Source organism: Xanthobacter variabilis (assembly GCF_043831965.2).
Lineage (GTDB): Bacteria > Pseudomonadota > Alphaproteobacteria > Rhizobiales > Xanthobacteraceae > Xanthobacter.
Window position 1 is genome coordinate 1363137 of sequence record NZ_CM195533.1, and the last position, 26906, is coordinate 1390042.

Here is a 26906-nt window from a genome sequence, read left to right on the forward strand (position 1 = left end):
TGTGGCGGGAGGCTTGCGGGCCATATAGCGCGGGTTGCCCCTCCGGCGCGAGCGCCGCCGGTCCTGCCTCGCGGAATACCGCTATGGGCGCTCCGCCTGTGGGCCTGTGGCACAAAGCGTCTTGATGCGGGGGCGTGCGCGCAGATAATTGACCAGCTTGAGCTTTTGCTTGCGTATCGAGTGGTGATGGGGTGTGCGGTGGGGGCGAGCATGGTGCAGTCGAGCACGTCCGAGGGACCTCGCCTCACGGCTTTTGGCGGTGAGTTCGTCGACCAGGAGACGGAGAGGACCTTCCGCGCGGATCGCCTGGACGAGGCCAAGCGCCACGCCCGCCAGTTGTTCGCTCTCTCGGCGGTGCTGAACGCGCTGTTTCTGCTGAGCGACTGGCGATTCGAGGGCACCGCCCATTTCGCCGTGGCACTGGCGGCGCGTTTCGGCGTGATCTTCATCTCCCTGTTCTGCCTGGTGGCGGCGCATCTCACCCGTCGCGTGCATCAGCTGGATCTCGTGGACACCCTCTGGCAGTGGGGCGCGGGCGTTGGCGTCGCGGTTCTGGTGGGCACGCGCAGCGAGCTGGCCCTGTTCGTCGTGATGATGCTGCCCATCGTCTATTATCTGACGGTGCCGGTGCCGTTCTGGCTGTGTCTGGTGAATGGTATCGGCGTCAGCGTGATGCTGCTGGCGGGCTATCTGGATCCGGCGGATCCCTGGCGCCTCTCGGCCGGTCTCGCCCTGGCGGTGGCGACCCTGAATGCCGCGCTGATGATCATCGTCTCGCGCTCGAATCGGCTGGACCGGCTGCAATGGGCGGCGGTGAAGGCCGCGCAGAAGGCCAATGCCCTGCTGCGGGAGAGCGAGGACCTGCTGGAGAAAACGTTCCAGGCAGTGCCGGTGCCGCTGCTGGTGAGCGCCATCGGTGACGGCAGCGTGCTGAAGTTCAACGAGGCGGCGCTGCGCTTTTACGGCGCCACCCCCGAGCAGGCGCGGCAGGTGAAGACCACCGACGTCTATCTCGCGCCACGGCAGCGGGCGCAGCTCCTGCAGCGTGTGCATGGCGAGGGGGTGGTTACCGATTTTTCCTGCTCTCTCAAGCTGGGCGACGGCAGCCGCCGCGATGTGCTGCTGGCCGCCGCGCAGATCGAGCTGGGCGGCAGGCCGGGCATGGTGGCCGCGGTCATCGACATCACCGAGCGGGCGGCGGTGGAGCAGCAGGTGCGCTATGCCGCGACCCACGACGCCCTCACCGGCCTGCCGAACCGCGCCGCCTTCCAGGCCCGGCTTGAGGCCGCCATGGGTACGCGCCGCCCGGCCGAGGGCGTCTGCCTGCTGCTGATCGACCTTGACGGCCTGAAGGATGTGAACGACTCGCTGGGCCACGATGCCGGCGATGTGGTGCTTTCGGAGACAGCCCAGCGGCTCGCCGCATCGCTCGACGGCAACGGCATGGTGGCGCGGCTTGGTGGTGACGAGTTCGTGGTGCTGCTGGTGACGGCGGAGGCGATGGAGGAGGGGCGCCGGCTGGCCCAGCGCATTCTCGCCGATCTGCGCCGCCCGGTGCCCTATCTGGGGCGCCAGCTCTCCACCAAGGCCAGCGTCGGCATCGCCTCCTGCCCGGAGCATGACTGCACCTATGGCGAGCTGATGAAGGACGCGGACCTCGCCCTTTACGCCGCCAAGCAGCAGGGCCGTAACCGCCTGATGATCTACACGCCAAGCATGCGCCAGGCCGTGTCGGAACGGGTGACGCTGCTGCGTGACATGGTGGATGCGCTCGCGGAGGACCAGATCGAGCCCTTCTACCAGCCCAAGGTCTCGCTGATGACCGGCAAGCTGGCCGGGTTCGAGGCGCTGGTGCGCTGGCGGCGCTCGCCCCACACGGTGCTGGCGCCGGCGGCCTTCGAGCTGGCGCTCATGGACCGCGAGGTGGCGGTGATGATCGGCGAGCGCATGGTTCGCCGCGTCAGCAGTGACGTGCGCGGCTGGATCGAGGCGGGATATGATTGCGGGCGCATCGCCATCAATCTTTCGCCGGCAGAATTCACCCATCCGGAGCTGGGCACGACACTGTTGCGCCAGTTCCACGCCGCCGGTGTCGCATCGGACCGGTTCGATGTGGAGATTACCGAGACCGTTTTCCTGGGGCGCAATTCCGACTATGTGGCGCCGATCCTGGATGAGCTCTACCGGGCCGGCGTGCGGGTGGCGCTGGATGATTTCGGCACCGGCTATGCCGGCCTCATGCACCTGAAGCAATTGCCCATCGACACCATCAAGATCGACCGCGGCTTCGTCACCGACATTGAGCAGGACGCCTTCGATACCGCCATCGTCTGCGCCGTCATCGAGATGGGGCGCAACCTCGGCATGCGGGTCGTGGCCGAAGGCGTGGAGACAGCCGGACAGGCCCGCTTCCTGCGCGAGCGGGGGTGCGAGCTCGCCCAGGGCTTCCTGTTCTGCCGACCCTTGCCGAGTGGAGATGTGCCGGCCTTGTTGCGCGCCGAAAACGAGCAGACCGCGCGCGCTCGTCTTGATCTTTTCCTTTGAAGGACGCTCAACCGCTGCGGGTGAGGGGCGTGGCGCCTATTTCCCCTGGTGTTTTGTTCCGACTTCAGGTTGAATCGTTAGTATAATTATGATGGCATGGGTTGCGGTCCGGCATATTGCGATGATGTCGGCCTCAAAAATGCCGGCGAATGTCTAGAAGTCGCCGTATTTCTTGTTGCGAAACAAATTATACCGATCGCGATTTCCGGGGCGTTGTCGCAGATGTGACCAAAAATACCACCCCTCTCCCTTTTTTCATTTGATGAGCGATTGCAGCGCCTTATGGCGGCATGCCTAGGAAGTAGGCACTTTTGCCTGCAGGTTGTGCACGACATCAGAACAAAACTAAATCAAAATGTCGATAATCATACAAATACGCCAAGACATGACGGGGGAACGGTCCGAGGTGACGGAGACAGCACCATGGCCATCGAAGAAGCGGTTCACTCTGCAGCAGTTCGTTCGGAAGCGGTTCATTTGGAGCAGGATCCTGCATCTGCGCACATGCCCCTCGTTTCGTTGAGCGATGTAGCGCTCACGGGGATCTATGAAATATCCAAGATCCTGACGGGGCCGAACCGCCTGGAAACGACGCTGTCGAGCGTGGTGAATCTGCTGTCCTCTTTCCTGCAGATGCGCCATGGCGTGATTTCTCTTCTCGAAGACGACGGCATTCCCGACATTACCGTGGGCGTGGGCTGGAATGAGGGCACGGACGAGCGTTATCGCGCGCGGCTGCCCGAAAAGGCCATTGGCCAGGTGATCGCCACCGCGGTGCCACTGATCGCGGAGAACGTGGCGAGCCACCCCGCCTTCAGCGCCGCGGATGCGACTGCGCTTGGGGCCTCCGAGGACACGCGCGTGTCGTTCATCGGCGTGCCCATCCGCGTCGCCTCCCGCGTGATCGGCACCTTGACCATCGACCGGGTGTGGGACGGGCGGGCGGTGTTCCGCCTTGATTCGGACGTTCGCTTTCTCACCATGGTGGCCAATCTCATCGGCCAGACCGTGCAGCTGCACCGCGTGGTGTCGCGCGACCGCGAGCGGCTGATGGCGGAAAGCGGCCGCCTGCAGAAGGAATTGTCGGAGCTGAAGCCGGCCCGTGAACGCCGCAAGGTGTATGTGGACGGCATCGTGGGCGACAGCCCTGAGATCCGCGCCCTGCTGGAAAAGATCACCATCGTGGCCAAGTCCCATTCGCCGGTGCTGCTGCGCGGCGAGTCGGGCACCGGCAAGGAGCTGATTGCGAAGGCCATCCACGAGCTTTCGAATCGGGCAAAGGGACCGTTCATCAAGCTCAACTGCGCGGCGCTGCCGGAATCGGTGCTGGAATCCGAGCTGTTCGGCCACGAGAAGGGCGCCTTCACCGGTGCCGTGGGCGCCCGCAAGGGCCGCTTCGAGCTGGCCGACAAGGGCACGTTGTTCCTCGATGAGATCGGCGAAATCTCGCCCGCCTTCCAGGCCAAGCTGCTGCGCGTGCTGCAGGAACAGGAGTTCGAGCGGGTCGGCGGCTCGCATACTCTCAAGGTGAATGTGCGCGTGGTGGCGGCGACCAACCGCAATCTTGAAGAAGCGGTAGCGCGCAATGAGTTCCGTGCCGACCTTTATTACCGCATCTCCGTGATCCCGATCCTGGTTCCCTCCCTGCGCGATCGGCGCGGCGACATTCCGTTGCTGGCCAATGAGTTCCTTGACCGGTTCAACCGTGAGAACGCGCGCGAGCTGGAATTCGGCCGCGATGCCATGGATGTGCTGCTGCATTGCGGCTTCCCGGGCAATGTGCGCGAGCTTGAGAACTGTGTTCAGCGCACGGCCACCCTGGCGCAGGGCGAGGCCATCCATCGCGACGACTTCGCCTGTCGCCACAACGAGTGCCTGTCGGCGCTCCTGTGGCGCAATCCGGCCGATATCGGCACGCGCCGGCCGGTGGATATTCCGCTTCCGGTGGTGTCACCGCCGCCGCCCGCAGGGGCCGGTGAACCGGCCAATTCGAACCATGCCCCCCGGGGCGCGGCGCCCGTTTCCGCCCCCATGCCTTCGCCCATGGGGGCTCCGATGGGCGCGCCCGTGTCGTCCCCCATGTCTTCCCCTATGTCGGCGCCGATGAGCGCGCCGGCGGCGGCCTCCGGTTCGGTGGCGGTGGCGCGCCCGGCCGGGGATCTCGACGACATGTCCGAGCGCGAGCGCCTGGTGGATGCCATGGAGCGCGCGGGCTGGGTTCAGGCCAAGGCGGCACGCCTGCTGGGGCTGACGCCCCGCCAGATCGGTTATGCGCTGAAGAAGCACGACATCGAGATCAAGCGCTTCTGACCCCCGCCACTTGTCCGGCGGGGTGTTTGGGGAAGTCAAAAAGGCCGGCGGCATCGGTGCGCCGGCTTTTTTGCGTCAGCTCAACGTTGTCTCTATTTAAAAGTGCGTATTATTCGCAGTAATTCTCGGGCCCTGCTGGAGGGTGGGGGTGTCGCACTCGCGACACGGTGTCGGGTGCGCGACAGCGCGAAATCACCCCACTCCGGGAAAATACTGATGTTGTTTCAATGAATTGCCATCTGGCACGCGGCTTGAAAGGGAGGTGGCGCCTGCCATCATCTGCACAAGCGGAGCTAGCCCATGGCCTACAAGATCATTACCTCTCAATGCACCGTGTGCGGCGCTTGCGAGTTCGAGTGCCCCAACGCTGCCATCAGCCTGAAGAACGACACCTACATCATCGACCCCAAGAAGTGCACCGAGTGCGAGGGCAGCTTTGACAGCCCGCAGTGCGCCGCGGTGTGCCCGGTGGAGAACACCTGCGTTCCGGCCTGATGGCCTGGGCCGGCCGCGAGGCTGGCGGGCGCCCGGGTTTCGCCTGCGGCGCTTCTTCTGCCGTCCGTCGACGGCGCGCCCCTTGGTTGCGCGTCGTCCGGAGATCGGGCGGTCCGGTGGCGCCACGCGCTCCGGCCTGCTCCCGGCTCACGCGGGCAAGACGCGCCCGGTGTGTCTTGTCCTGATGGGATCGATCACATTTTGCTGTCGATCCCTGGTTTCAAGGTCGAACTCCGGAGTGCCGCCGCGTTGATTTCGTCGCGCTGATTTCATGGCGCGTGCGGCAGGTTTCCGGGTCTCATACGGTGCGCCAGTCTCGGGTGCGCGGAACACTGGGAAGTTGAACGGAGGACGACATGGCGGCCGTACAGGAAACAGTCGAACAGGTTCGCTCCATCGACGTTGACCAGTACAAATACGGGTTCGAGACGCAGATCGAGTCCGAGAAGGCACCCAAGGGGTTGTCTGAGGAGGTCATTCGCTTCATTTCGGCTAAGAAGGAAGAGCCGGAATGGATGCTGGAATGGCGCCTCGATGCGTATCGCCGCTGGCTGAACATGTCGGAGCCGACCTGGGCGCGCGTCGACTTTCCCCAGATCGATTTTCAGGATCTCTACTATTATGCCGCGCCGAAGAAGTTCAAGGCGCCGAAGTCGCTGGACGAGGTGGATCCCGAGATCCTGAAGACCTATGAAAAACTCGGCATCCCCTTGCGCGAGCAGGAAATCCTGGCCGGTGTCGAGGTGCCCGAGGGCGAGCGGCCGAAGATCGCGGTGGACGCGGTGTTTGACTCGGTCTCCGTCGCGACCACCTTCAAGGAAGAGCTGAAGGCCGCCGGCGTCATCTTCATGCCCATCTCGGAGGCCCTGCGGGAGCATCCGGATCTGGTGAAGAAGTATCTCGGCTCCGTTGTTCCCACCACGGACAACTTCTACGCCACCCTCAATTCGGCGGTGTTCTCCGACGGCTCGTTCGTCTACATCCCGCCGGGTGTGCGCTGCCCCATGGAGTTGTCGACCTACTTCCGCATCAACGAGAAGAACACCGGGCAGTTTGAGCGCACGCTCATCATCGCCGATGCCGGCTCCTATGTTTCGTACCTGGAGGGCTGCACCGCCCCGCAGCGCGACGAAAACCAGCTGCATGCCGCCGTGGTGGAGCTGGTGGTCCTCGATGATGCGGAAATCAAATATTCGACGGTGCAGAACTGGTACCCCGGCGACGCCGAGGGCAAGGGCGGCATCTACAATTTCGTCACCAAGCGCGGCGATTGCCGCGGCAAGAATTCCAAAATCTCCTGGACCCAGGTGGAAACCGGATCCGCGATTACCTGGAAGTATCCGAGCTGTGTGCTGCGTGGCGAGGGCTCGTCCGGCGAGTTCTACTCCATCGCCATTTCCAATGGCCGCCAGCAGGTGGATTCCGGCACCAAGATGATCCATCTGGGCAAGAACACCACCAGCCGCATCATTTCCAAGGGCATCTCGGCGGGCCGCTCCAACAATACCTATCGCGGTCTCGTTTCGGCCCACAAGAAGGCGGTGGGCGCGCGCAATTTCACCAATTGCGACTCGCTGCTCATCGGCGATCAGTGCGGCGCCCACACCGTGCCCTATATCGAGGCCAAGAACCCCAAGGCCCAGTTCGAGCACGAGGCGACCACCTCCAAGATTTCCGAGGACATGCTGTTCTACTGCATGCAGCGCGGCCTTTCCCAGGAGGACGCCGTCGCCCTCGTGGTGAATGGCTTCGTGCGCGACGTGCTGCAGCAGCTGCCCATGGAGTTCGCGGTTGAAGCGCAGAAGCTGATCTCCATCAGCCTTGAAGGCAGTGTCGGCTGAGCCGGCGTCGACGTCATCTTGAATCAGAGGATCCGTGCCATGACCCCCTTGCTGGAAATCCGCGATCTTCATGCCGAGATCGCCGGCGGTCGGAAGATCATCAACGGCATGAACCTCACCATCAATCCGGGCGAGGTCCATGCCATCATGGGGCCGAACGGCGCGGGCAAGTCCACGCTCTCTTATGTGCTGTCGGGCAAGCCGGGCTATGAGGTCACGGGCGGCGAGGTGATCTTCCGTGGTGTGAACCTGCTGGAGCTTTCGCCCGATGAGCGCGCGGCGCAGGGCCTGTTCCTGTGCTTCCAGTATCCGCTGGAAATCCCCGGCGTCTCCAATATGGCGTTCCTGCACACGGCGGCCAACAGCCAGCGCAAGCAGCGCGGTGAGCCCGAGCTGACCTCTCCGGAGCTGGTGCGCAAGGTGCGCGAGCTGGGCAAAAAGCTCGGCATCGACACCGACATGCTGAAGCGCCCGGTGAATGTGGGCTTTTCCGGCGGTGAGAAGAAGCGCAACGAAACCCTGCAGATGATGCTGCTGGAGCCGTACCTGAGCATTCTCGACGAGGCGGATTCCGGCCTCGACATCGACGCGCTCAAGGTGGTCTCCAATGGTGTGAACCTGATGCGCTCGCCGGAGCGCTCCATGCTGGTCATCACCCACTACCAGCGGCTGCTCGATTACATCGTGCCGGACGTGGTGCATGTGTTCGCCGCCGGCCGCATCGTGCACACCGGGGGCAAGGAGCTCGCGCTGGAGCTCGAGGCCACCGGTTACGCCCAGTACCAGAACGAAGCGGCGTGACGACCATGGCCGCAGATGTCCGCCTCATGAAAACCGCCGCGGAGCTGGCCCTGGCCGATGCCTTCGCCTCCGTGAAATCCACCCTGCCGGGCGGCGCCGATGTGGCCGCCCAGCGCGAAGCCGCGTTTGAGACGTTTGCGGAAGCGGGTCTGCCGCACCGCCGCGTGGAGAGCTGGCGATATACGGACCTGCGCGCCCTGCTGCGCGAAGCTCCGCCCCTGGCACCCGCCCCCGGCACCGAGGCGCTCGCCCGCGCTGTCGCCGCCTGCCCGATGCTGGCGGGGATCGACGCGCGCCGGCTCTATGTGGTGAATGGCACGTTCGCGCCCGATATTTCGGACCTGGCGAATCTCGAGCCCGGTCTTTCGGTGGCGTCCCTCGCGCAGGTTCTCGGCTCGGGCAGTCCGCTGGCGGCCCAGATCGGCAAGACGGTGCCCAGCACCGATGCCGCCCTGGCGCTGAACACCGCCTTCATGGGCGACGGCGTGGTGATCTGCTTGGCGGAAGGCGCGAGCCTGTCGCGCCCCCTGCATCTGGTGTTCGTCACCACCGAGGCGGGCGTCACCGCCACCTTCACCCGCTCGCTTCTGGTGATGGGCAAGTGCGCCTCCGCGCTTGTTCTGGAAAGTCACGAGGGGCCGGCGGGCGCGGCCTACCAGGTCAACACCGCGCTGGAAGCGGTGGTGGGTGAGGGGGCCAATCTCGAGCGGCTGAAAATCACCGCCGAGGGTGATGAGGCCCTGCACATCTCCACTCTGCTGGCGCAGGTGGAGGCGGGCGCCAAGTTTGCCAACGCCAACTTCACGGTGGGTGGTGCGACCATCCGCAACCAGCTTCTGGTGCAGCTTGCGGGTGAGAATATCGACGCCAGCCTGTCCGGTGTCAGCCTCATTGCCGACAAGCAGCACGCGGACACCATGCTGGCGGTGGAGCATATCGCGCCCAATTGCCAGAGCCGCGAGCAGTTCCGCGCGGTGCTGGACGGCTACGCCCAGGACATCTTCCAGGGTCGCATCTCGGTGCGCCCCGGCGCGCAGAAGACCGATGCGCGCATGATGAGCCGGGCCCTGCTGCTGTCCGACACGGCGGAATCCGACAACAAGCCGGAGCTGGAGATCTTCGCCGACGATGTGCAGTGCGGCCACGGCTGCACCACCGGCTCGCTCGATCAGCAGCTCAAATTCTACATGATGGCTCGCGGTATTCCGGAGAAGGAGGTCGAGGCGCTCCTGATCCAGGCTTTCGTGGGTGAGGTGATTGATGCTATCGGTCATGAAGGGGTGCGCGTCGCCCTGGCCGACGCCACCCGCAACTGGCTCATCGAGCGGAAGTGAGATCGATGCATCCCGCTGTGACCAACGGCGGCTATGACGTCATGCGGGTGCGCGAGGATTTTCCAATCCTCGGCATCCAGGTGAACGGCAAGCCGCTCGTCTATCTCGACAATGGCGCATCGGCCCAGAAGCCCCAGGCTGTGCTGGACCGGATGAACCAAGTCTACACGTCCGAATATGCCAACGTGCATCGCGGGCTGCATTACCTCGCCAATGCCTCCACCGAGGCCTACGAGGGCGGTCGCGAGCGCGTGGCGCGCTTCCTCAATGCCCGGCGCAATGAGGAGATCATCTTCACGCGCAACGCCACCGAGGCCATCAACCTCGTGGCGGCCACCTATGGGCGCACCCACATCAATGAGGGTGACGAGATCGTGATCTCCATCATGGAGCATCACGCCAATATCGTGCCCTGGCACTTCTTGCGGGAGAGCAAGGGCGCCGTCATCAAGTGGGCGCCGGTGGACGACGAGGGCAACTTCCTGCTCGACGAGTTCGAGAAGCTGCTCACCGATCGCACCAAGATCGTCGCCATCACCCAGATGTCGAACGTGCTGGGCACCACCGTTCCGGTGAAGGAAGTCACGCGCATCGCCCATGCCCGCGGCATCCCGGTGCTGGTCGATGGCTCGCAGGGCGCCGTCCATCTCGATGTGGACGTGCAGGATATCGACTGCGACTTCTACGTGATCACCGGCCACAAGCTGTATGGGCCCACCGGCATCGGCGCCCTCTACGGCAAGTATGAGATCCTGGAGGGCATGCCGCCCTTCATGGGTGGTGGCGAGATGATCCGCGAAGTGCGGCTCGACACCGTGACCTATGGCGATCCGCCCCATCGGTTCGAGGCGGGCACGCCCGCCATTGTCGAGGCGGCGGGCCTGGGCGCGGCGCTCGACTACATCAATTCCATCGGCAAGGAGCGCATCCGCGCCCACGAGCAGGACCTGCTCAAATACGCCATGGAGCGGCTGCGCGAGCTGAACTCCATCCGCATCATCGGCACCGCCAAGGACAAGGGCGCCATCATCTCCTTCGAGATGAAGGGGGCCCATGCCCACGATTTCGCGACACTGATCGACCATGACGGCATCGCCGTGCGCGCCGGCACCCACTGCGCCATGCCGCTGATGGAACGCTTCGGCGTGACCGCCACCTGCCGGGCGTCCTTCGGGCTCTACAACACCCGCGAGGAAGTGGACCGGTTCGTCCAGGCTCTGCAGAAGGCCGAGAGCCTGTTCGGTTGACGCCTTTGCCGCCGGCTTAAGGGCCGGCGGCCGCTCCCGGGCCTGCGCCGGTCGAGCCACTTCCGAAATGCGCGGCGCTTGCGGGCGACCAGCCTACCATAGGAAGCGCCCCCAATCTCTCCCCTCCCGATGCTCCTGCACGATGTGCCGCCGGCTTGGACCGTGCGGGGCAGGCGTTTCGGCGCTTGTGGTGGGGGCCGTTCCCTACTGGCGCGCCGGCGGCCCGCGTTCGCGAATGCGCGGTGGGGGGGATGTGGCGCAGAGGCCGCGTGGGCCAGATCGTGCCTACCGGCTGTTCCGCGCTGTGCATGCGCCAACCCGCCTGAAGGCGCGGTGGGTCTCGCGCGATATCGGTTCTCGCCCCAAGCGCTCTCATGTCGCTAGCGTGTCGCCCCTAGGTTGGTGCGAAGCGAACGCCGCCTGCGCGCGCGCCTGCCACAGGTGCTGCGCCTCCGAACCGACCCCGACCGCACCTCCGGTTGGGCGGGCGGCACGGCTCTTCTTCAACGCTAAAGCATTGGCCACCGAAGCGCCGCGTTCGGGAGCTGTCGCGCTGTGCTCCGCCGGTGCCGGGCAGCCGCAGCCGGCGCCGCGCAGTCGCCGCGACTCGCATCCACGCCCCAGGGCGGTGCCGCAATGAGCGCCCCGCGCTGTGAGAATGGACGCGGCCGTACATGTCCCCTCGACGTCCTGCCTCGCCCCGTGCGCGCGCCTCTTTGCGAGCATGTTTCATTTCGAACAGTGCCAAAGGCGGATGTTGGGCCCTGGCGGCCTGTGTCGGTTTCTGAACACGCCCCGGATTCTCCGACACGCCGCGCTATCCCTCTACATTTGAATAGTTTTTGACTGCGGCAGTGACTGGCACGCTCGTTGCTATCTTCTATGCGGGCAACAGGTTGCAGGCTTTGTGGGCTGCCAAGGAGCCACGTCCGCATCTGCGCCGATGCGCTGAGTGCAAGGGGTGCGCCCGGGCAACGGGGGTGCATCAGGTCAAACGGCGGCAACCGCCCTCGGGCGTTCGCCGACACAGGTGAAGTTCATTAGGAGAGCAAGATGTCGCTGCGACAGATCGCGTTTTACGGCAAGGGTGGTATCGGCAAGTCGACCACCTCCCAGAACACCCTGGCCGCTCTGGCGGAGATGGGCCACAAGATCCTCATCGTGGGCTGCGACCCGAAGGCCGACTCCACCCGCCTGATCCTGCACGCCAAGGCCCAGGACACCATCCTGTCGCTGGCGGCGAACGCCGGCTCGGTGGAAGACCTCGAGCTCGAGGACGTGATGAAGGTCGGCTACCAGGACATCCGTTGCGTGGAGTCCGGTGGTCCGGAGCCGGGCGTGGGCTGCGCCGGCCGCGGCGTGATCACCTCCATCAACTTCCTGGAAGAGAACGGCGCGTATGAGGACATCGACTACGTGTCCTACGACGTGCTGGGCGACGTGGTGTGCGGCGGCTTCGCCATGCCCATCCGCGAGAACAAGGCCCAGGAAATCTACATCGTCATGTCCGGCGAGATGATGGCCATGTATGCGGCCAACAACATCTCCAAGGGCATTCTGAAGTATGCGAACTCCGGCGGCGTGCGCCTGGGCGGCCTGGTGTGCAACGAGCGCCAGACCGACAAGGAGTTGGAGCTGGCGGAGTCCCTGGCGAAGAAGCTCGGCACCCAGCTGATCTACTTCGTGCCGCGCGACAACATCGTGCAGCACGCCGAGCTGCGCCGCATGACCGTGATCGAGTATGCGCCCGAAAGCGCCCAGGCCCAGCATTACCGCAACCTGGCGACCCGCGTGCACGGCAATGCCGGCAACGGCATCATCCCGACCCCGATCACCATGGACGAGCTCGAGGACCTGCTCATGGAGCACGGCATCATGAAGGCCGTCGACGAGAGCCAGGTCGGCAAGACCGCTGCCGAGCTCACCGCCTGAGTGTGATGACGCCGGCCGGGACGCTCCGCGACCCGGCCGGGACGACGGCAACCCCAACGAGAGCGAGATTTCAAGATGAGCTTGGCCGAAAAGCAGAGCGTTGCTGAAATCAAGGCGCGCAACAAAGAACTCATCGCGGAAGTTCTCAAGGTTTATCCCGAGAAGACCGCGAAGCGTCGCGCGAAGCACCTGAACGTGCACGAAGCCGGTAAGTCCGACTGCGGCGTGAAGTCCAACATCAAGTCCATTCCGGGCGTGATGACCATCCGTGGCTGCGCGTATGCCGGTTCCAAGGGTGTGGTGTGGGGTCCCATCAAGGACATGATCCACATCTCCCACGGCCCGGTTGGCTGCGGCCAGTATTCCTGGGCGGCGCGCCGTAACTACTATATCGGCACGACCGGCATCGACACCTTCGTGACGATGCAGTTCACCTCCGACTTCCAGGAAAAGGACATCGTCTTCGGCGGCGACAAGAAGCTCGCGAAGATCATGGACGAAATTCAGGAGCTCTTCCCCCTCAATAACGGCATCACCGTCCAGTCCGAGTGCCCGATCGGCCTCATCGGCGACGACATCGAAGCCGTGTCGAAGGTGAAGTCCAAGGAATACGACGGCAAGACCATCGTGCCGGTGCGTTGCGAAGGCTTCCGTGGCGTGTCCCAGTCCCTGGGTCACCACATCGCCAACGACGCCATCCGTGACTGGATCTTCGACAAGCAGGATCCGAACCGGGTCGCCCCCTTCGAGTCCACCCCCTATGACGTCGCCATCATCGGCGACTACAACATCGGTGGTGACGCCTGGTCTTCCCGTATCCTCCTCGAGGAGATGGGCCTGCGCGTGATCGCCCAGTGGTCGGGTGACGGCTCGCTCGCCGAGCTGGAGAACACCCCGAAGGCGAAGCTGAACGTTCTCCACTGCTACCGCTCGATGAACTACATCTCGCGGCACATGGAAGAGAAGTTCGGTATTCCGTGGTGCGAGTACAACTTCTTCGGCCCGTCCAAGATCGCCGAGTCGCTGCGCAAGATCGCCAGCTACTTCGACGACAAGATCAAGGAAGGTGCTGAGCGCGTCATCGCCAAGTACCAGCCGCTGATGGACGCGGTCATCGCGAAGTATCGTCCGCGCCTCGAAGGCAAGACCGTGATGCTGTACGTGGGCGGCCTGCGTCCCCGTCACGTCATCGGCGCCTACGAGGACCTGGGCATGGAAGTGGTCGGCACCGGCTACGAATTCGCCCACAACGACGACTATCAGCGCACCGCCCAGCACTACGTCAAGGATGGCACGATCATCTATGACGACGTGACCGGCTACGAGTTCGAGAAGTTCGTCGAGAAGATCCAGCCTGATCTGGTCGGTTCCGGCATCAAGGAAAAGTACGTCTTCCAGAAGATGGGCGTGCCCTTCCGCCAGATGCACTCCTGGGACTATTCGGGCCCGTACCACGGCTATGACGGCTTCGCCATCTTCGCCCGCGACATGGACATGGCGATCAACTCTCCGGTGTGGAAGATGACCAACACCCCGTGGAAGAAGTCTCCGTCCAAGCCGACCATGCTCGCCGCCGAGTGATCGAGCGCGGTTAGCACCAGCTAGCGCCAGCTTGTCCCAGCCCCTCCCGCACGCGGGAGGGGCAACGGGAGAGGCACGTCGAGTTCAAGACCCACCATAAGGGGTTCGCTATGCCACAAAATGCAGATAACGTGCTCGATCACTTCGAGCTTTTCCGTGGTCCCGAGTACCAGCAGATGCTGGCCAACAAGAAGCGGATGTTCGAGAACCCCCGCGATCCCGCGGAAGTGGAGCGGATCCGCGAGTGGGCCAAGACCCCTGAGTATCAGGAAAAGAACTTCGCCCGCGAAGCCCTGACCGTGAACCCGGCCAAGGCCTGCCAGCCGCTCGGCGCGGTGTTCGTGGCGGTCGGCTTCGAAAGCACCGTTCCCTTCGTGCACGGCTCGCAGGGCTGCGTGGCGTACTATCGCTCGCACTTCTCGCGCCACTTCAAGGAGCCCACCTCCTGCGTGTCCTCGTCCATGACGGAAGACGCGGCGGTGTTCGGCGGCCTCAACAACATGATTGACGGCCTCGCCAACACCTACAACATGTACAAGCCGAAGATGATCGCCGTCTCCACCACCTGCATGGCGGAAGTCATCGGCGACGACCTGAACGCGTTCATCAAGACCGCGAAGGAAAAAGGCTCGGTCCCGGCCGAGTATGACGTTCCCTTCGCCCACACCCCGGCCTTCGTCGGCAGCCACATCACCGGCTACGACAATGCCATGAAGGGCGTGCTCGAGCACTTCTGGGACGGCAAGGCCGGCACCACTGACAAGCTGGTGCGCGAGCCCAACGAGAAGATCAACTTCCTCGGCGGCTTCGACGGCTACACCGTCGGCAACATCCGCGAGATCAAGCGGATCTTCAACCTGATGGGCGTCGAGTACACCATCCTCGGTGACAATTCCGACGTGTGGGACACCCCCACCGACGGCGAGTTCCGCATGTATGACGGCGGCACCACCCTGGAAGACGCGGCCAACGCCGTGCACGCCAAGGCCACCATCTCCATGCAGGAATACTGCACCGAGAAGACTCTGCCCTTCATCAAGGGTCATGGTCACGAAGTGGTCGCCTTCAACCACCCGGTCGGCGTCGCTGGCACCGACAAGTTCCTGATGGAAGTCTCCCGCATCACCGGCAAGGAGATCCCGGAGGAGCTCGCCCGCGAGCGCGGCCGCCTGGTTGACGCCATCGCCGACTCGTCCGCCCACATCCACGGCAAGAAGTTCGCCATCTACGGCGATCCCGACCTGTGCTACGGCCTGGCCGCCTTCCTGCTGGAGCTCGGCGCCGAGCCCACCACCGTGCTGTCCACCAATGGTGGCCCGAAGTGGGCGGCCAAGATGCAGGCGCTGTTCGACAGCTCGCCCTTCGGCGGCAACTGCAAGGCCTATCCCAACAAGGACCTGTGGCACATGCGGTCCCTGCTCTTCACGGAGCCGGTGGACTTCCTGATCGGCAACACCTACGGCAAGTATCTGGAGCGCGACACGGGCACCCCGCTGATCCGTATCGGCTTCCCGATCTTCGACCGTCACCACCATCACCGCCGTCCGGTGTGGGGTTATCAGGGTGGCATGAACGTGCTCATCACCATCCTGGACAAGATCTTCGACACCATCGACCAGAACACCATCGTTCCGGCCAAGACCGACTACTCCTTCGACATCATTCGTTGATGTCTTCGACCCGGGCGGGACTTTCCCGCCCGGGCTTCGTTGCGTGACCGCGAGCCGATCCGGGAGCCCCACCCGGGCCGACCCGACAGGGAGACCATCCGAATTTTCCGCGATCTGACACAGCCCCGACGTTGAAGGAGAGATCCATGAGCTCGCTGTCGAACACGATTCAGGCCGTCTTCAACGAACCGGGATGCGCGAAGAACCAGAACAAGTCTGAAGCCGAAAAGAAAAAGGGCTGCACCAAGCAGCTGCAACCCGGCGGTGCCGCCGGCGGATGCGCCTTCGACGGCGCAAAGATTGCGCTCCAGCCCTTCACCGACGTCGCCCACCTCGTGCACGGCCCCATCGCCTGCGAGGGTAATTCCTGGGACAATCGCGGCGCGAAGTCCTCGGGCTCGAATATCTGGCGGACGGGCTTTACCACCGACATCAACGAGACGGACGTGGTGTTCGGCGGCGAGAAGCGCCTGTTCAAGTCCATCAAGGAAATCATTGAGAAGTACGACCCGCCGGCGATCTTCGTCTACCAGACCTGCGTGCCCGCCATGATCGGCGACGACATCGATGCGGTCTGCAGGGCGGCGAAGGAGAAGTTTGGCAAGCCGGTGATCCCGGTGAACTCGCCCGGCTTCGTGGGGCCGAAGAATCTCGGCAACAAGCTTGCCGGAGAAGCCATCCTCGACCATGTCATCGGCACCGAGGAGCCGGAATACACTACGCCGTACGACATCAATATCATCGGCGAATACAATCTGTCGGGCGAGCTGTGGCAGGTGAAGCCGCTGCTGGACGAACTCGGCATCCGCGTCCTGGCATGCATCTCTGGCGACGCGAAGTATAAGGACGTGGCCTCCTCCCATCGCGCCAAGGCGGCGATGATGGTCTGCTCAAAGGCCATGATCAACGTGGCCCGCAAGATGGAGGAGCGCTACGACATCCCGTTCTTCGAGGGCTCCTTCTACGGCATCGAGGATTCCTCGGACTCCCTGCGCGAAATCGCGCGGATGCTGATCGAGAAGGGCGCCGATCCGGAGCTGATGGACCGCACCGAGGCGCTCATCGCTCGCGAGGAGAAGAAGGCCTGGGAAGCCATCGCCAAGTATAAGCCTCGCTTCAAGGGCAAGAAGGTGCTGCTGATTACCGGCGGTGTGAAGTCCTGGTCTGTCGTCGCGGCTCTTCAGGAAGCGGGCCTTGAGCTGGTCGGTACTTCGGTGAAGAAGTCCACCAAGGAAGACAAGGAGCGCATCAAGGAGCTCATGGGGCAGGACGCCCACATGATCGACGACATGAAGCCGCGCGAAATGTACAAGATGCTGAAGGACGCGAAAGCGGACATCATGCTCTCGGGCGGCCGGTCGCAGTTCATCGCGCTCAAGGCCAACATGCCCTGGCTCGACATCAACCAGGAGCGCCACCACGCCTATATGGGCTATGTGGGCATGGTGAAGCTGGTCGAGGAGATCGACAAGGCGCTCTACAATCCCATCTGGGAGCAGGTGCGTAAGCCCGCCCCGTGGGATAATCCCGAGGATTCCTGGCAGGCCAAGGCCATCGCGCAGATGGAGGCGGAAGCCGCCGCCCTCGCTGCTGATCCCGTGGCCGCCGAGGCGGCGCGGCGCGCCAAGAAGATCTGCAATTGCAAGAGTGTGGATCTGGGCACCATCGAGGATGCCATCACGGCGCACAGTCTCACGTCGGTGGAGGGCGTGCGTCAGCACACCAATGCCTCGGGGGGCTGCGGGGCCTGCTCGGTCCGCATTGAAGAGATCTTCGAGAACATGGGCGTGGCCGTGGCGGCCGCGGCGGAGGTGATCACTGACCCGGTGGCCGCCGAGGCTGCGCGCCGGGCGAAGAAGGTCTGCAACTGCATGAGCGTGGATGTGGGCACCATCGAGGATGCCATCCGCGCGCAGGGCCTGACGACGGTCGAGCAGGTGAAGACGCAGACCAAGGCTTCCGGTGGCTGCGGCAACTGCGCGGAGCGGGTGGGCGATATCCTGTCCAGCGTGAACGGCGGCTCGGCGCCCGACGCGCTGGTGGCGGCGGAGTGAGGGCGGCAAGATGGCGAAGCTCGTTCCCTCCAAGAAGGCCTGCACGGTCAATCCGCTCAAGATGAGCCAGCCCATCGGCGGCGCCTTGGCGTTCATGGGGCTGCGCGGCTGCATGCCGTTGCTGCACGGCTCCCAGGGCTGCACCTCGTTCGGCCTGGTGCTGTTCGTGCGCCACTTCAAGGAAGCCATTCCGCTGCAGACCACCGCCATGAGCGAGGTGGCCACGGTGCTGGGCGGCCTTGAGAATGTCGAGCAGGCGATTCTCAACATCTACAATCGCACCAATCCCGAGATCATCGGAATCTGCTCCACCGGTGTCACGGAGACCAAGGGTGACGACGTGGATGGCTATATCAAGCTCATCCGCGCCAAGTATCCGCAGCTCGCGGACTTCCCGCTCGTCTATGTCTCGACGCCCGACTTTAAGGATGCGTTCCAGGACGGCTGGGAGAAGACCGTCGCCAAGATGGTCGAGTCCCTGGTGAAGACGCCGGAGCCCGGGGCCGCCAAGGACACGAAGCGTATCAATGTGCTGCCCGGCTGCCACATGACGCCGGGCGACCTGGACGAGCTGCGCACCATCATTGAGGATTTCGGGCTGGCCCCGTCCTTCCTGCCGGATCTGGCGGGCTCTCTGGATGGTCACATTCCCGACGATTTCACGCCGACCACCATCGGCGGCATCGGCGTTGAGGAAATCGCGACCATGGGTGAGGCGGCCTGGACCATTGGGATCGGCGCGCAGATGCGCCGGGCGGTGGATGCCATGGAGAAGAAGACCGGCTCCAGGGGAAGGGTGTTCGAGCGCCTGTGCGGGCTCGCGCCCAATGACGAATTCATCATGTTCCTCAGCGAGGTGTCGGGAAAGCCGGTGCCGCGCAAGTATCGCCGGCAGCGGGGCCAGCTCGTGGACGCGATGCTGGATGCCCACTTCCACCTCGGCGGGCGCAAGCTCGCCATTGGTGCCGAGCCGGACCTTTTGTTCGACATCGGCTCTATGCTGCACGAGATGGGCACCCACATTGTCGCGGCCGTGACGACGACGCAGTCCCCGGTGTTCGAAAAGCTGCCCACCGAGGAAGTGCTGATTGGCGATCTGGAGGATCTGGAGACCCTGGCCAAGGAGCGGGGCTGCGACCTGCTGATGACCCATTCCCATGGCCGCCAGGGCGCGGAACGGCTGAAGATTCCGTTCCACCGCATCGGCATGCCCATGTTCGACCGGCTTGGCGCGGGCCACCAGCTCTCGGTGGGCTATCGCGGCACGCGGGACCTCATCTTCAATCTCGCGAACCTCGTCATCAAGGATCACGAGGAGAACCACGAGCCGACCCCGGAAACCTGGCGCGACCCGTGGAATGCGGACGGCCATGGCCACGAAACTGGCACGACTTCTGCAGCGACCCATCACTAAGAAGAATGTCGAGGCGAAAGCACCATGAAAGTCGCATTTGCTACGCAGGACATGAAGCGCGTCGATGCTCATTTCGGTTGGGCGAAGCACATCGCCATCTATGAGGTGAACCCGGAAGAGCACCACTTCATCGAATCCGTCGAGTTCGACGGCGACCTGAAGGAAGACGGCAACGAGGACAAGCTGGCCCCGAAGATCGAGGCCATCAAGGATTGTGCGATTCTCTACGTGGCCGCCATCGGCGGCTCGGGCGCGGCGCGTGTGGTGGCGAACAATATCCACCCCATGAAGGTGAATCAGCCGGAAGAGATCTCCGATCTGATCGACAAGCTTTCGGAAGTTCTGAAGGGCGCTCCCCCGCCGTGGCTGCGCAAGGCCCTGAACAAGGGCAAGGAGCGCAGCTTCGATTTCGAGGATTGAGGCGTCTTTCGCCCCCAGTCGTTCGCGTCAAACCCGCGGCATCGCGGCTTGATGCTTTTCCTTCACGCGGCGCAATTGCGGCCGCCCGAAAATGCTCGAGAGGACGCCCCCATGGCCGAAGCAGCTGAAGCCGCCGTCGCAACGGTTCCCGCGGAAGAGTCGCCCTTTGTCAAGGAGCTCATCAAGGTCTGGCGCGCCCAGGACACCCACGGCGCCTGGGAAGGCAAGAAGGATCTCGACCTGATCGAGCCCTACATCATCGACAAGGAAGCGCGCCGCGCGCTGCCGATCATCGGCGATCCCGATCCGGAGACCATCTGGCGGCTGGAGCTGTTCTTCAACGCCGTGTGCCTGCTCATCGAGCGCGAGACCCGCGTGATGATCAGCCCCATGCTGAAGATGAGCCACGAAGGCTTCGGCCGCATGGTGCTTATCGGCGGCCGGCTGATCGTGGTGAACAAGCAGCTGCGCGACATACACCGTTTCGGCTTCGACAATCTCGGCAAGCTCGGGGAAGAGGGCATGAAGTATGTCACCTCCGGCGTCGAGATGATCAAGAAGTTCCCGGAAGTGGCCAACTACTGAGGCGACCATGAGCGATATCGATGCCCTGAAGGCGGAACTCAAGAAGCTGTCGGCCAAGGCCACCCAGGCCAAGATGGACCTTCATGACCTCTCCGAGGAACTGCCGGTGAACTGGGAGCAGATCCCGGTGGTGGCGAAGAAGGCCCATGATGCCTTTGCCGACCTGGAAAAGAAGCGGGCGGAGCTCAAGGCCCTCGAAGCGGCGTGACGCGCGCCGGTTGATCCTGGCGGCCCGGGGCGGGCCGCCTGAACCTGGAAGGTCTTTCCCATGTCTAACGAAACCCGAGATGGTCGAGCTTGGCAGCCAGACTACCTGCTCGACATCGATGCCGGGAAGTGCATCGGCTGCGGGCGCTGCTACAAGGTCTGCGGCCGGGATGTGATGACGCTCAAAGGTATCAACGAGGACGGCGAAGTGGTCAGCCTCGATGATGACGAGGATGATGACGTCGAGAAGAAGGTGATGGTGATGAACGATTCGGGGGCCTGCATCGGCTGCGGTGCCTGCGCCCGAGTGTGTCCCGCCAACTGCCAGATCCATGGGATGGACAAGGCGGCCTGATCAAGGAGCAGCGGCGATGACGGCAGAAGAGGTCTACGACCAGCTCCTCGCAACGCCCGGTCCCGTCGATTGCGACGCTTTCGACCGGCATGTCGTCGCCGCGATCCTCTCCCTTGCCGTGGTGGAGGGGCGCGCATCCGGACAGGGCCCGCTGCAGGGCGTCGGCCTCTCAGGGGGCGAGCTGCGCCGGCTGCTCGGCCTTGCCTTTCAGCACCTGGGGGCGGAGGCTGAAAAGTGGTGCGCGGCATCCGCTCCCGACGTGGACAAGGAAGAGCAGTCCATCCGCGATATTCTGGGCATGTATTGCACGAGCGGCGATGCTCTTGAGCAGCTGTTGGGGGCAATGATTGCCCGGCGCTGCAAGTCGCCCCACCATTTGTGGCAGGATCTGGGGCTGCGCAATCGCGGCGAGCTCTCCGAACTGATGAAGCGCCACTTCGCTCCGCTGACGCAAAAGAATCGCAACGACATGAAGTGGAAGAAGTTTCTCTATCGCATGGTCTGCGGTTCGGAAGGCTTCACCTTGTGCACGGCGCCGGTGTGCGCGGAGTGCGATGACTTTCACGTGTGTTTTGGGGCGGAAGATGGTGAGTCCCGCTTGGCGTGGGCGCGAAACGGCAGGCCATCCTCCGAGCCCCCGGTGACGGAATTCCCCGCGGCGGCGGAATAAGCGCCGCGAGCGATTAGCGTTCGCGGTGCCTCTCACCGCGTCGGCGCGCCTGGCGCAAGCTGAACACTTCATTCTGCAATCCGAAAAAGCTGCCAGTGTCCGCGCGGGCGCGGTCCTGCGTCTCCAGTCTTGGAGCGCAAGCGGTGAGGGGGGCGCGCCGACCGAAGGCGTGCCATGCCTAGCCCCTCGTCACGCCCAGTCGTCCGCAGTCGCGCCGCCTCCCGAGGCTCTGCAACGCGGTAACCTGCGGCTTGTCCCACGGGCTGGCGGACGCGTCCGGCGTCGGTGCGCTCGGGCTTTCCCATGGGGCAAATTGCTCTATCCCCGCCGCGGCGGCCGCCGTCCCGTCAGCATTGATCGCGGCGCATGTGGGAGCCCTGAGCCGCGTGCCGGCAGCTCTCGGCTGAGGGCGGTGGCGGGCCTGCAGCTGCTGATGGATCCAAGATCGACAAGGATGGGCGCATCTCGGTGAAAACCCGTGCGGGCACGGGAATATCGGCGCGCCGCCCATAAATCGATTAATACCATCATATTTATCGATTTATGTTGACGGTGCGGCCAGAGGGTGCGATCGTCGCTCTCATAAAGCGTTCGGCGCATTCGCCTGTTTCCTCTGGAGGTCCCATGAGCGCACGTCCCTCGTCCATCCGCGCCTGGATGGCGGCTCTTGTCCTGGCTGTGGCGGCGGGCGGTGTTGGCTGCAAGGGGGCTATCGCCGGGGAAACCACCCTTCTGAACGTGTCGTACGACCCCACGCGTGAGCTTTATGCGGACGTGAACAAGGCGTTCGGCGCCCAGTGGGAGAAGGCGCACCCCGGGGAGCGGCTGACCCTTCGCCAGTCCCATGGCGGTTCCGGCAAGCAGGCCCGCTCTGTCATCGATGGGCTGGAAGCGGATGTGGTGACGCTGGCGCTCGCCTATGACATCGACGCCATCGCGGCGCGCGGGCTGCTGGACAAGGATTGGCAGAAGCGCCTGCCCGACAATTCCTCTCCCTACACGTCGACCATCGTGTTCCTGGTGCGCAAGGGCAATCCCAAGGGCATTAAGGATTGGGACGACATCACCAAGCCCGGCATCAAGGTGGTGACCCCCAATCCGCGCACGTCCGGCGGCGCCCGGTGGAACTATCTGGCCGCGTGGGGCTATGCGCTCAAGAAGTTCGGCGGGGATGAGGAGAAGGCGAAGGCCTTCGTTCAGGCGCTCTACAAGAATGCCCCGGTGCTGGACACCGGCGCGCGCGGCGCCACCGTCACCTTCGTGGAGCGGGGCATCGGCGACGTGCTGATCGCGTGGGAAAACGAGGCCTATCTCTCGGTGAACGAGCTCGGCCCCGACAAGTTCGATATCGTCACCCCCTCCGTGTCCATCCTGGCGGAACCGCCGGTGGCGGTGGTCGACAAGGTGGTCGACAAGAAGGGCACGCGCACCGTGGCTGAGGACTATCTGAAGTTCCTCTACACCCCCGAGGGGCAGGAGCTGGCCGCGCGCCATTATTATCGCCCGCGCAATGCCGAGGTGGCCGCCAAGTACAAGGACAAGTTCGCGCCGGTGGAGCTGTTCACCGTGGATGGGGTGTTCGGCGGCTGGCAGAAAGCCCAGAAGACGCACTTCTCCGATGGCGGCGTGTTCGATCAGATCACCGGACGGTAGCATTGGGCATCTTCCCGTCATCAGCGACCACGCGACAGGGTGCGGACCGGGGCCGCGGGGTGTTAGGAATGCCCTGCGGCGCCCTCGTTTCCCCCGTCAGCGCCGGAGAGCGGTGAACTGTCCGTCATGTCGAACCTTGCGTTTCCTTTCGCACGCCGTCGGCCCCGGAGCGTCATACCCGGCTTCGGGCTCACGCTCGGGCTGACTTTGACGTGGCTGAGCCTGATCGTGCTCCTGCCCATGGCGGGGCTGTTCATCAAGACGTCGGAGCTCACCTTCTCGCGCTTCCTGTCCATCGTCACCGCCGAGCGCACGGTGCATGCGCTTCAGGTGTCGTTCGGCCTCTCTCTGGCGGCGGCGGTGGTGAATGCGGTGCTCGGGCTCGTGGTGGTATGGGTGCTGGTGCGATATGATTTTCCTTTCCGCCGGGTGGTGGATGCGCTGGTGGATATCCCCTTCGCCCTGCCCACGGCCGTGGCGGGCATCGCGCTGACGGCCATCTATGCGGAGAATGGCTGGGTGGGTTCGCTGCTGGCGCCGCTCGGCATCCAGGTGGCGTTCACCCCGCTCGGCATTCTGGTGGCGCTGGTGTTCATCGGCCTGCCGTTCGTGGTGCGCACGGTGCAGCCCGTGCTCACCGATCTCGACCAGGAGCTGGAGGAGGCCTCCGCCAGCCTCGGCGCCTCGCGCTGGCAGACCATTCGCCGCGTGGTGCTGCCGGCCATCGGGCCCTCGCTGGTCACCGGCTTCGCCCTGGCCTTTGCGCGCGGGGTGGGGGAATATGGCTCCGTCATTTTCATTGCCGGCAATCTGCCGGGCGTGTCGGAGATTGCTCCGCTGCTCATCGTGATCCGGCTGGAGGAGTTCCGCTATGCGGACGCGACCGCCATCGCGGTGGTGATGCTCCTGGCCTCGTTCGTGCTGCTGGCCGCCATCAATGGCCTGCAGCGCTGGAGCGAGCGGCGCGGGAGGGCATCATGAGCCCACCTTTCTCGTTCTTCCGCGCGCTGCCGCGCTGCCGCAAAGCCCGCTTTTCAGGAACCCGCCCATGAGCATCGACATCGTCGGCGTCACCAAGCGCTTCAAGTCCTTCACCGCCCTCGACAATGTGTCGCTGCACATCAATAGCGGCGAGCTGGTGGCGCTGCTGGGCCCCTCGGGCTCGGGCAAGACCACCCTGCTGCGCATCATTGCGGGGCTCGACTGGCCGGATTCCGGCGAGGTGCATTTCGATGGAGAGGACGCGCTCTCCCGCTCGGTGCGCGAGCGCAATGTGGGCTTCGTGTTCCAGCATTACGCTTTGTTCCGCCATCTCTCGGTGTTCGAGAATGTCGCGTTCGGCCTGCGTGTCCGGCGCGGCCCGGCCAAGCTGCCCGAGGCAGCCATCCGCGAGCGGGTGAACGAGCTTTTGTCCCTGGTGCAGATCGACTGGCTGGCGGATCGCTATCCGGCCCAGCTCTCGGGCGGCCAGCGGCAGCGCGTGGCGCTGGCGCGGGCGCTCGCCATCTCGCCGCGCGTGCTGCTGCTGGACGAGCCCTTCGGCGCGCTCGATGCGAAGGTGCGCAAGGAGCTGCGGCGCTGGCTGCGGCATCTGCATGAGGAAATGCCCGTCACCTCCGTGCTCGTCACCCACGACCAGGAGGAGGCGCTGGAGGTCTCCGACCGCATTGTGGTGATGGGCCGGGGTCATATCGAGCAGGTGGGCGCCCCGGAGGATGTCTATCGCAATCCGGCGACTGCCTTCGTGCACGATTTCATCGGCGAAACCGTGCGCCTGCCGGGGGAAGTGCGCGGCGGGGCGCTCTATCTCAAGGGGCAGCGGCTGGCGCTCGATGCCCAGGGGGTGGGCGATGGCCCGGCGCAGATCCTGGCGCGCCCCCACGAGGTGGAGCTGGCGCCGCCCGAGGGCGCGCCGTTCGCCGGCCGGGTCCTGGCCCTGCGCAGCTTCGGCCCAAACCGGCGTGTGGATGTGGAGATCGCTTCCGATGCCGGCACCACGGTGGTGGAAGCCGCGGTGCCCACCGATCGGGAGATTGCCGTCGGCGCCCAGGTGGGCCTGCTGCCCCACCGCTACCGGGTTTTTTCCGCGACCGCCTGATGCGGACGCCCGCGCGTACCGGGCCGAAGACGTGTGCCAAGGGGGTGTCCCAGGGAGAGTCTCAGGGGCGCGCGAAGGGCGGGGGAGTCCGCGGCATGGACCTGGCTCAGCCCGCCGGCCTCAAGGCGCGCCGGCTGAGCGCCCGTTGATCACCGTCACTGGCCGGACCGTCGAAGCGTTCAGTTCGGTTTCATGGCTCCCCCCCTGGCCCCGTAAGCAGTCGGCCGGGGACCGGGGCGTGAGCTGCGCCCCACGCCCTTGCCACCATCCCGGCCCGCCTGCGCGGGGCCCATCCCGGCCTCAGGGGGCCGGGTTGCCGTGGAGCTGGAACACGGCGTTCACCTTCGCCTCGATCTCCGGCGTGATGGCGAGCGTCGCCGTGGCCAGCGTCTCCTGAAGCTGGGCGACGGAGGTGGCGCCGATGATGTTGGAGGTCACGAACGGCCGGCTGGTCACCCAGGCCTGGGCCAGCTGAACGGGCGACAGCCCCAGCTCCGCCGCCAGGGCGAGATAGGCCTTGATGGCCTCTTCCGTGCCCGGCTTCTCATAGCGTTGGCCGCGATTGAACAGGGTGGTGCGGGCGCCGGCGGGGCGGGCGCCATTGAGATATTTGCCGGTGAGATAGCCCTGCGCCAGCGGCGAATAAGCCAGCAGGCCCACCTGTTCGCGCGTGGCGAATTCGGCCAGCCCCTCCTCATAGGTGCGGTTGAGGAGGTTGTAAGCATTCTGCACCGACACCACCCGCGGGCCGATGCCCTTCTGCGCCGCCATCAGGAAGCGGTGGAGGCCCCAGGCGGTTTCGTTGGACAGGCCGATGTGGCGCACCTTGCCGGCCTTCACCAGATCGGCCAGCGCCGCCAGCGTCTCCTCGATGGGGACTTCCGGAGCGTCGTTCTCCGAGCGCGTGGCGGTGGGGCTGCCGAACAGGGGCACCGCGCGGTCTGGCCAGTGGAGCTGGTAGAGGTCCACATAATCGGTCTGCAGCCGGCGCAGCGAGGCGTCGATGGCCTCGTTGATGTTGCGCGCGTCGAGGCGCGGATTGGAGCCGTCGGCCCGCAGCCAGGTCTGGGTGGAGCGCCCGGCGACCTTGGTGGCGAGGATGACCTTGTCCCGATTGCCGCGCGCCTTCAGCCAGGTGCCGATGATGCGCTCGGTGGACCCTTGCGTCTCCGCCCGGGGCGGAATGGAATACATCTCCGCCGTATCGATGAAGTTGATGCCGGCATCGAGCGCGAGATCGAGCTGGGCGTGCCCCTCGGCCTCCGTGTTCTGCTGGCCGAAGGTCATGGTTCCAAGGCAGATGGACGATACGGCGAGGCCGCTGTCTCCAAGGGGACGATACGCGATCATGGGGGCTCCGCGGGGCGAGGATCGGGGCTGGATGGTGGGTTGGCGCAGACCCTAGAGCATTTCCGTGCCCACGGGCAGCCGCTGGCGCAGGGGAATGCCGCGCAGGGTGGGCGGCAGTATCATGGATCGTGCCGCCGGCCATGCGGTGGATGCAGGGCGGCCGTGCAAGGCGCTGCGACGGCTGGCCAAATGTCGCGCAATAATCTATCAGGCCGCACCGGTTACCTAACGCGCGAGCGCGCCAAAGGCACCCTCTGCGCGATCGAAAATTACCGAAGCTTCTGCCACGGTCGACGCCCGGCGGTGTCTGCGCCCTCTGGACGCGGCAGAAGACGTTTTGGAACA

Annotated in this window: 21 protein-coding genes; 20 read left to right on the forward strand and 1 reads right to left on the reverse strand. The window is 64.5% G+C overall.

What is annotated here, in order from left to right:
- Positions 1-210: 210 nt before the first annotated feature.
- The 20 genes from V5F26_RS05890 to V5F26_RS05985 all read left to right on the forward strand — a co-directional run bounded on the left by V5F26_RS05890 (position 211) and on the right by V5F26_RS05985 (position 25211).
- A complete protein-coding gene (locus V5F26_RS05890) occupies positions 211-2544 on the forward strand; it encodes a putative bifunctional diguanylate cyclase/phosphodiesterase (protein ID WP_394946919.1) in 2334 nt (777 codons plus the stop codon).
- A 504-nt stretch (positions 2545-3048) separates the two neighbouring features.
- The gene (gene nifA, locus V5F26_RS05895) at positions 3049-4854 is read left to right on the forward strand and encodes a nif-specific transcriptional activator NifA (RefSeq protein WP_394057156.1); all 1806 of its coding nucleotides are present in this window, start codon (positions 3049-3051) and stop codon (positions 4852-4854) included.
- Positions 4855-5154: 300 nt separating this feature from the next.
- Positions 5155-5349 (forward strand): 4Fe-4S dicluster domain-containing protein, encoded by a 195-nt coding sequence (locus V5F26_RS05900; RefSeq protein WP_234054198.1) that lies wholly within the window; start codon positions 5155-5157, stop codon positions 5347-5349.
- Between the two features lie 356 nt (positions 5350-5705).
- Positions 5706-7190, forward strand: a complete 1485-nt coding sequence (gene sufB, locus V5F26_RS05905; RefSeq protein WP_394946920.1) for a Fe-S cluster assembly protein SufB — start codon at positions 5706-5708, stop codon at positions 7188-7190.
- 39 nt (positions 7191-7229) lie between these two features.
- Positions 7230-7991: a Fe-S cluster assembly ATPase SufC gene (gene sufC, locus V5F26_RS05910; protein WP_234054196.1), complete on the forward strand. Its 762-nt coding sequence runs from the start codon at positions 7230-7232 to the stop codon at positions 7989-7991.
- A 5-nt stretch (positions 7992-7996) separates the two neighbouring features.
- Positions 7997-9325 carry a Fe-S cluster assembly protein SufD gene (gene sufD, locus V5F26_RS05915; protein ID WP_394946921.1) on the forward strand — a complete coding sequence of 443 codons (1329 nt, stop codon included), beginning with the start codon at positions 7997-7999 and terminating at the stop codon, positions 9323-9325.
- A gap of 5 nt (positions 9326-9330) precedes the next feature.
- Entirely contained in the window at positions 9331-10572 is a 1242-nt protein-coding gene (locus tag V5F26_RS05920) for a cysteine desulfurase (RefSeq protein ID WP_394057151.1), read from the forward strand.
- Between the two features lie 1053 nt (positions 10573-11625).
- Positions 11626-12504 carry a nitrogenase iron protein gene (nifH, locus tag V5F26_RS05925; protein ID WP_394946922.1) on the forward strand — a complete coding sequence of 293 codons (879 nt, stop codon included), beginning with the start codon at positions 11626-11628 and terminating at the stop codon, positions 12502-12504.
- A gap of 75 nt (positions 12505-12579) precedes the next feature.
- Positions 12580-14085, forward strand: a complete 1506-nt coding sequence (gene nifD / locus V5F26_RS05930; protein WP_234053935.1) for a nitrogenase molybdenum-iron protein alpha chain — start codon at positions 12580-12582, stop codon at positions 14083-14085.
- Between the two features lie 110 nt (positions 14086-14195).
- Entirely contained in the window at positions 14196-15755 is a 1560-nt protein-coding gene (gene nifK, locus V5F26_RS05935) for a nitrogenase molybdenum-iron protein subunit beta (RefSeq protein WP_394058788.1), read from the forward strand.
- Positions 15756-15901: 146 nt separating this feature from the next.
- A complete protein-coding gene (gene nifE / locus V5F26_RS05940; RefSeq protein ID WP_394946923.1) occupies positions 15902-17809 on the forward strand; it encodes a nitrogenase iron-molybdenum cofactor biosynthesis protein NifE in 1908 nt (635 codons plus the stop codon).
- Positions 17810-17819: 10 nt separating this feature from the next.
- Positions 17820-19223: a nitrogenase iron-molybdenum cofactor biosynthesis protein NifN gene (gene nifN / locus V5F26_RS05945; RefSeq protein WP_394946924.1), complete on the forward strand. Its 1404-nt coding sequence runs from the start codon at positions 17820-17822 to the stop codon at positions 19221-19223.
- A 24-nt stretch (positions 19224-19247) separates the two neighbouring features.
- Positions 19248-19643: a nitrogen fixation protein NifX gene (gene nifX, locus V5F26_RS05950; protein ID WP_234053930.1), complete on the forward strand. Its 396-nt coding sequence runs from the start codon at positions 19248-19250 to the stop codon at positions 19641-19643.
- 111 nt (positions 19644-19754) lie between these two features.
- Complete coding sequence (locus tag V5F26_RS05955; protein WP_234053929.1) at positions 19755-20228, forward strand: NifX-associated nitrogen fixation protein; 474 nt, start codon at positions 19755-19757, stop codon at positions 20226-20228.
- Positions 20229-20235: 7 nt separating this feature from the next.
- Positions 20236-20436 (forward strand): CCE_0567 family metalloprotein, encoded by a 201-nt coding sequence (locus V5F26_RS05960; RefSeq protein WP_234053928.1) that lies wholly within the window; start codon positions 20236-20238, stop codon positions 20434-20436.
- A 60-nt stretch (positions 20437-20496) separates the two neighbouring features.
- Positions 20497-20790 carry a ferredoxin III, nif-specific gene (fdxB, locus tag V5F26_RS05965; protein ID WP_234053927.1) on the forward strand — a complete coding sequence of 98 codons (294 nt, stop codon included), beginning with the start codon at positions 20497-20499 and terminating at the stop codon, positions 20788-20790.
- 16 nt (positions 20791-20806) lie between these two features.
- Positions 20807-21460, forward strand: a complete 654-nt coding sequence (locus V5F26_RS05970) for a nitrogen fixation protein NifQ (RefSeq protein WP_394946925.1) — start codon at positions 20807-20809, stop codon at positions 21458-21460.
- Positions 21461-22117: 657 nt separating this feature from the next.
- Positions 22118-23113, forward strand: coding sequence for a sulfate ABC transporter substrate-binding protein (locus V5F26_RS05975; RefSeq protein ID WP_394947094.1), 996 nt, complete (start codon positions 22118-22120; stop codon positions 23111-23113).
- A gap of 126 nt (positions 23114-23239) precedes the next feature.
- Positions 23240-24094, forward strand: coding sequence for a sulfate ABC transporter permease subunit CysT (gene cysT / locus V5F26_RS05980; RefSeq protein ID WP_234053924.1), 855 nt, complete (start codon positions 23240-23242; stop codon positions 24092-24094).
- A 67-nt stretch (positions 24095-24161) separates the two neighbouring features.
- A complete protein-coding gene (locus V5F26_RS05985) occupies positions 24162-25211 on the forward strand; it encodes a sulfate/molybdate ABC transporter ATP-binding protein (RefSeq protein WP_394946926.1) in 1050 nt (349 codons plus the stop codon).
- Between the two features lie 300 nt (positions 25212-25511).
- On the opposite strand, the gene V5F26_RS05990 is transcribed toward V5F26_RS05985, so the two are convergent.
- Complete coding sequence (locus V5F26_RS05990) at positions 25512-26558, reverse strand: aldo/keto reductase (RefSeq protein WP_234053942.1); 1047 nt, start codon at positions 26556-26558, stop codon at positions 25512-25514.
- Positions 26559-26906: the final 348 nt, after the last annotated feature.